Source organism: Lysinibacillus sphaericus OT4b.31 (assembly GCF_000392615.1).
In the GTDB taxonomy this organism is placed as follows: domain Bacteria; phylum Bacillota; class Bacilli; order Bacillales_A; family Planococcaceae; genus Lysinibacillus; species Lysinibacillus sphaericus_B.
Genome location: NZ_KB933414.1, coordinates 1 through 3,015 on the forward strand (window position 1 = coordinate 1; position 3,015 = coordinate 3,015).

At 51.5% G+C, this 3,015-nt stretch carries 1 rRNA gene; it reads left to right on the forward strand.

Annotated features, from left to right (window positions below):
- Positions 1-30 precede the first annotated feature (30 nt).
- Positions 31-2,959: ribosomal RNA gene (locus H131_RS21895) — 23S ribosomal RNA — on the forward strand.
- The last annotated feature ends 56 nt before the right edge of the window (positions 2,960-3,015 follow it).

Genomic DNA, 3,015 nt, shown 5'->3' on the forward strand with positions numbered 1-3,015 from the left:
TTTTTTAAGTTTTTTAGGCTTAATAACTTTGGTTAAGTTATTAAGGGCGCACGGCGAATGCCTTGGCACTAGGAGCCGAAGAAGGACGGCACTAACACCGATATGCTTCGGGGAGCTGTAAGTGAGCTTTGATCCGGAGATTTCCGAATGGGGGAACCCACTACGTTTAATCGCGTAGTATCTTGACGTGAATACATAGCGTCTTGAAGGCAGACCCAGGGAACTGAAACATCTAAGTACCTGGAGGAAGAGAAAGAAAAATCGATTCCCTGAGTAGCGGCGAGCGAAACGGGAAGAGCCCAAACCAAGAGGCTTGCCTCTTGGGGTTGTAGGACACTCAATACGGAGTTACAAAAGAATGAGTTAGATGAAGCGACTTGGAAAGGTCCGCCAGAGCAGGTAAAAGCCCTGTAGTCGAAAGTTCATTCCCTCCTGAGTGGATCCTGAGTACGGCGGAACACGTGAAATTCCGTCGGAATCTGGGAGGACCATCTCCCAAGGCTAAATACTACCTAGTGACCGATAGTGAACCAGTACCGTGAGGGAAAGGTGAAAAGCACCCCGGAAGGGGAGTGAAATAGATCCTGAAACCGTGTGCCTACAAGTAGTTAGAGCCCGTTAATGGGTGATAGCGTGCCTTTTGTAGAATGAACCGGCGAGTTACGATTACGTGCGAGGTTAAGTTTTAGAAGACGGAGCCGCAGCGAAAGCGAGTCTGAATAGGGCGAATTAGTACGTGGTCGTAGACCCGAAACCAGGTGATCTACCCATGTCCAGGGTGAAGGTAAGGTAACACTTACTGGAGGCCCGAACCCACGCACGTTGAAAAGTGCGGGGATGAGGTGTGGGTAGCGGAGAAATTCCAATCGAACCTGGAGATAGCTGGTTCTCTCCGAAATAGCTTTAGGGCTAGCCTCGTGATGAGAATACTGGAGGTAGAGCACTGTTTGGACTAGGGGGCCATCCCGGTTTACCGAATTCAGACAAACTCCGAATGCCAGATATTTATACACGGGAGTCAGACTGCGAGTGATAAGATCCGTAGTCAAAAGGGAAACAGCCCAGACCACCAGCTAAGGTCCCAAAGTAATCGTTAAGTGGAAAAGGATGTGGCGTTGCACAGACAACCAGGATGTTGGCTTAGAAGCAGCCATCATTTAAAGAGTGCGTAATAGCTCACTGGTCGAGTGACGCTGCGCCGAAAATGTATCGGGGCTAAACGATTCACCGAAGCTGTGGATTGACATCTATGATGTCAGTGGTAGGAGAGCGTTCTAAGTGCGTTGAAGTCAGACCGGAAGGACTGGTGGAGCGCTTAGAAGTGAGAATGCCGGTATGAGTAGCGAAAGACGGGTGAGAATCCCGTCCACCGTATGACTAAGGTTTCCTGAGGAAGGCTCGTCCGCTCAGGGTTAGTCGGGACCTAAGCCGAGGCCGATAGGCGTAGGCGATGGACAACAGGTTGATATTCCTGTACCACCTCCTCACCGTTTGAGAAATGGGGGGACGCAGTAGGATAGGGTAAGCGCGCCGTTGGTTGTGCGCGTCCAAGCAGTAAGGCGTGTGTGTAGGCAAATCCGCACACTGTAACGTTGAGCTGTGATGGCGAGTCCTTTAAGGACGAAGTTCCTGATTTCACACTGCCAAGAAAAGCCTCTATCGAGGTGAGAGGTGCCCGTACCGCAAACCGACACAGGTAGTCGAGGAGAGAATCCTAAGGTGTGCGAGAGAACTCTCGTTAAGGAACTCGGCAAAATGACCCCGTAACTTCGGGAGAAGGGGTGCTCTTGAGCGTGCAAGCGCATGAGAGCCGCAGTGAATAGGCCCAGGCGACTGTTTAGCAAAAACACAGGTCTCTGCAAAACCGTAAGGTGACGTATAGGGGCTGACGCCTGCCCGGTGCTGGAAGGTTAAGAGGAGTGGTTAGCGCAAGCGAAGCTGCGAATTGAAGCCCCAGTAAACGGCGGCCGTAACTATAACGGTCCTAAGGTAGCGAAATTCCTTGTCGGGTAAGTTCCGACCCGCACGAAAGGCGTAACGATCTGGGCACTGTCTCAACGAGAGACTCGGTGAAATTATAGTACCTGTGAAGATGCAGGTTACCCGCGACAGGACGGAAAGACCCCGTGGAGCTTTACTGTAGCCTGATATTGAATTTTGGTACAACTTGTACAGGATAGGTAGGAGCCAGAGATCTCGGAGCGCCAGCTTCGAAGGAGGCGTCGGTGGGATACTACCCTGGTTGTATTGAAATTCTAACCCATGCCCCTTAGCGGGGTAGGAGACAGTGTCAGGCGGACAGTTTGACTGGGGCGGTCGCCTCCTAAAAGGTAACGGAGGCGCCCAAAGGTTCCCTCAGAATGGTTGGAAATCATTCGTAGAGTGTAAAGGCACAAGGGAGCTTGACTGCGAGACCTACAAGTCGAGCAGGGTCGAAAGACGGGCTTAGTGATCCGGTGGTTCCGCATGGAAGGGCCATCGCTCAACGGATAAAAGCTACCCCGGGGATAACAGGCTTATCTCCCCCAAGAGTCCACATCGACGGGGAGGTTTGGCACCTCGATGTCGGCTCATCGCATCCTGGGGCTGTAGTCGGTCCCAAGGGTTGGGCTGTTCGCCCATTAAAGCGGTACGCGAGCTGGGTTCAGAACGTCGTGAGACAGTTCGGTCCCTATCCGTCGTGGGCGTAGGAAATTTGAGAGGAGCTGTCCTTAGTACGAGAGGACCGGGATGGACACACCGCTGGTGTACCAGTTGTCTTGCCAAAGGCATCGCTGGGTAGCTATGTGTGGACGGGATAAGTGCTGAAAGCATCTAAGCATGAAGCCCCCCTCAAGATGAGATTTCCCATTACGCAAGTAAGTAAGATCCCTCAAAGACGATGAGGTAGATAGGTTCGAGGTGGAAGTGTGGTGACACATGGAGCTGACGAATACTAATCGATCGAGGACTTAACCAAAATGTTTGAAACAATCAATGCACCGTTTATCCAGTTTTGAAAGAACAACATCTTTC